At 50.5% G+C, this 3,335-nt stretch carries 4 protein-coding genes and 1 rRNA gene; 1 reads left to right on the top strand and 4 read right to left on the bottom strand.

The annotated features are described in order from the left end of the window. Positions 1–143 precede the first annotated feature (143 nt). Positions 144–992: a protease modulator HflC gene (hflC, locus tag BMZ40_RS18940; protein WP_092379669.1), complete on the bottom strand. Its 849-nt coding sequence runs from the start codon at positions 990–992 to the stop codon at positions 144–146. Beyond that, positions 992–2,074: an FtsH protease activity modulator HflK gene (gene hflK, locus BMZ40_RS18935; protein WP_092379667.1), complete on the bottom strand. Its 1,083-nt coding sequence runs from the start codon at positions 2,072–2,074 to the stop codon at positions 992–994. Before hflK ends, hflC begins: the two co-directional genes overlap by 1 nt. A gap of 99 nt (positions 2,075–2,173) precedes the next feature. On the opposite strand from hflK, the gene rnhA reads away from it, so the two are divergent. Further along, on the top strand, positions 2,174–2,650 hold the full coding sequence (gene rnhA / locus BMZ40_RS18930) for a ribonuclease HI (protein ID WP_092379675.1): 477 nt from the start codon (positions 2,174–2,176) through the stop codon (positions 2,648–2,650). Between the two features lie 69 nt (positions 2,651–2,719). Here rnhA and BMZ40_RS18925 read toward each other — a convergent pair whose 3' ends face one another. Together BMZ40_RS18925 and rrf are read right to left on the bottom strand one after the other, a co-directional pair. Further along, positions 2,720–3,226, bottom strand: a complete 507-nt coding sequence (locus tag BMZ40_RS18925; RefSeq protein WP_092379672.1) for a DUF456 domain-containing protein — start codon at positions 3,224–3,226, stop codon at positions 2,720–2,722. 23 nt (positions 3,227–3,249) lie between these two features. Further along, positions 3,250–3,335: ribosomal RNA gene (rrf, locus tag BMZ40_RS18920) — 5S ribosomal RNA — on the bottom strand; the annotation flags it as partial.

Genomic DNA, 3,335 nt, shown 5'->3' with positions numbered 1-3,335 from the left:
CCTCCCCAAGCCCAAGCCGCGCAAAAAGTAAAGGCTCCTGCTTCTATCGCAGATCAGGGACGTCCGTGGAAGATGCGGTCGCCTGAGCGCTTACCAAAAAAAGGCGACCCGCGGGCCGCCTTTTTTTTGTGCTCTTTAGCGTCTTATTGGAGGTACTTGAAGAACTCACTCTGAGGTGTCAGGACAAACTGGGTCTGATCCTTCATGGTCTTCTTGTAAGCGTCCATGGTTCGCACGAATTCATAGAAGTCAGGATCCTGGGACAGGGCCTGTGCATAAATGGCCGTGGCGGCGGCTTCACCCTCGCCGCGGGCAGCCTCGGCAGCACGGCGAGCATCAGCCAGAATGACAGCCCGCTGACGATCAGCCAGGGTCGTGATCTTGGTGGCCTCTTCGCGTCCCTCGGAACGATACTGCTTGGCTTGACGTTCACGTTCGGCCTTCATGCGCCCATAGATCGCAAGCTGGTTTTCCTGAGGCAAATCCGTACGTTTGATGCGAACATCGATGATGTGAATCCCGTATTCACTCAACAGCACGTTGGCTTTGGTGGTCACTTCATCCATGATTGTCGATCGCTCAACGGCAACGATTTCGGTGAGCGTGTAGCGACCCAAGGCTTCTCGCATCTGTGAATAAACAATATCATCAATGCGGGACAAGCCGTTTTGAACGCTTCGAACTTTTTGATAAAACAAAAGGGGATTGACAATCCTCCATCTGGAAAAGTTGTCAACAACCATGTTTTTCTTATCCTGGGTGAGAATTTCTGCAGCAGGTGCATCGTATTCGAGAACCCTGGAATCAAAAAATATCACATTCTGCACAAAAGGAAGCTTGAAGTGCAGGCCTGGTTCATAGTCAGCGTTGCCGACAGGTTTACCCAACTGCAAGACGATAGCCCGTTCAGTCTGGTCAACCACGAAAACACATTGCAGCAGAATGAAAACAGCTATGCCTATTCCGGCTATTGCAAATTGAATTGATCTCATCAGTTCACTCCTCCGTCTTTAGCCTGCCCGGTCACGGCTGCCTTTCCGGAGCGCTGCAAAGGCAAATAGGGGAATACCCGCTGCATGGAATCATTTGAGATAATGATCTTCTCCACTTCCGGCCTGGAAAGGATCTCTTCCATTGTTTCAAGATAAATGCGCTTTTTCGTGATGTCCTTTGCCTTCCGGTATTCTTCAAGGACAAAAAGAAAACGATCACTGTCACCTCTGGACTGCAGGATCTTGGTTTCCTTGTAAGCCTGCGCCTGGTTCATGATGGCTGCGGCCTCGCCTCGTGTGCGTGGAACCAGATCATTCTCGTAGGCTTCCGCCTCATTGATGAAACGGCTCTTGTCCTCCTTGGCGCTGGCGACATCCTTGAAGGCGTCAATGACCTGGCGCGGAGGATGGACATCCTGTAACTGAACGGCGACAACCCTGATGCCGATCTTGTAGCTGTCCAGGATTCTTTGCAGCAAATCACGGGTGTCATTCTGGATGGTCAGCTTGTCGTCGGTGAGAGCGGCATCGATCTTGTTATAGCCGATGACTTCACGCATGGCCGCTTCGGCAGCATCCTTGACGGTTTTATCCTGATTGGCGACGTTGAACAGATAGTCTTGTGCGTTATCGATCAGGAACTGAACGATGAACTGGACATCGACAATGTTCTCGTCACCGGTGAGCATCAGGGACTCCTCCGGAACCTGTCGGACCTGGACACCGGAGCCTACGGTAAAGGCGGTGGTCCCGCGAAAACCGACTTCAAGCCGCTGAATCTTGGTGACTTGAGGAGTCAGCACGGATTCAAACGGAAAAGGCAGACGATAGTGCGGTCCAGGTTCAGTGGTGCGTTCATAGGCACCGAAGCGTTTGACAACGCCAACTTCATCCGGTTGAACGATATAGATACCGCTCCCGAGCCAGAACAAAAGGGCCACAAGCAAGATGATTCGCCATCCGGGCAAATTCATCTGTTTAAACTGTTTGACTTTTTCGTTTAAATCACCAAGATCCGGCCCAGGCATGGGGCCAGACTGCCTCTGTCGTTTTTCTTGTAGTTTTTCCCAGTCCCAATTCATAGTGCTCCTTCGTAAAAGACTCCCACCGCAAGGTCAAGGAATCGTGGACAACGCTTGAATAATCGCATCAACCTGCCAAACCATAAAAATGAGGATAACGTGAGCGATACATTGATTACAATCTATACCGACGGCTCAAGCCTGGGCAACCCAGGCCCGGGTGGCTGGGGCGCGGTGCTCCTGTGGGCCGATTCGAGAAAGGAACTGAGCCGAGGGTACGTTGAAACCACAAACAACCGCATGGAAATCCGGGGAGTCCTTCATGCCCTGGAGCACCTTAAAAGACCGTGCACAGTTCATATCCATTCGGATTCGCGCTATGTATGCGACGCCATATCCAAGAAATGGATCCAATCCTGGATAAAAAACGGCTGGCTTACCTCGGCGAAAAAACCTGTCAAGAACAGGGACCTATGGGAGCAGCTGCTGGCATTGTTGAAAAAACACAAGGTGATATTCCACTGGGTGAAAGCTCACGATGGAAACCCGGAAAACGAACGCTGTGACGAATTGGCCAAGAATGCGGCCAAAGCTTACGATCGCGAAATTGATGAAGGATATTCTGGGAATATGTGACATGTCCATCCCTAATCGTCACTACAAAATATCTAAAAAAAGAAATTATTAGATACCACTCCGAAATCGTCAGACCCGGAAGAGCAGTTCGAAGGCATGGACAAGAAACGCGATACCTATTCCTATTTTTACGGCCAAGCCAAGAACCTTGCCAATCATGGCGCCTAAAGCCGCTTTCTTGGACTCGTCAAACGGGCGATGGTTCATCAGTTCAACCCCAAGACAACCCAAATAAGCCCCGCCTACCGCGCCCAAAAGGGCGCCAAGGCCAAGGAAAAAAGGGGCCCCAAGAATCGCTCCAAAGATGGCTCCGGCGAAGGCACCCCAGTTACCTGAGGAAGACGCACCATATTTGCGAGCGCCAAAGGCTTGCAAGACAAATTCGATGCATTCGCCAAGAAAAGCAACAGCAACGAAAACCAAAAAAGTAGTCAGGGTAAGGGGAGATTCGGGACTAATCCAGGACCAGATGCCCAAGATCAAAATGATGAACCAGTTTGCTGGAAAAGAAAAAATATGTGTGAAGAAAGCGAGGATTAGCAGAAGAAAGGTGAGAATGGCGAGAGTGATGCTCATTGTATGGAGAAGAGAAAAAAAGGTCCTGGCGACGACCTACTTTCCCACAAGTGAACTTGCAGTATCATCGGCGCTGGAGGTCTTAACTTCCGAGTTCGGAATGGAATCG

It is taken from the genome of Desulfomicrobium apsheronum, from assembly GCF_900114115.1.
GTDB classification, from domain to species: Bacteria; Desulfobacterota; Desulfovibrionia; order Desulfovibrionales; family Desulfomicrobiaceae; genus Desulfomicrobium; species Desulfomicrobium apsheronum.
Note: the sequence above shows the minus strand (reverse complement) of the source record. Positions and strands in the feature narration are given on the sequence as shown.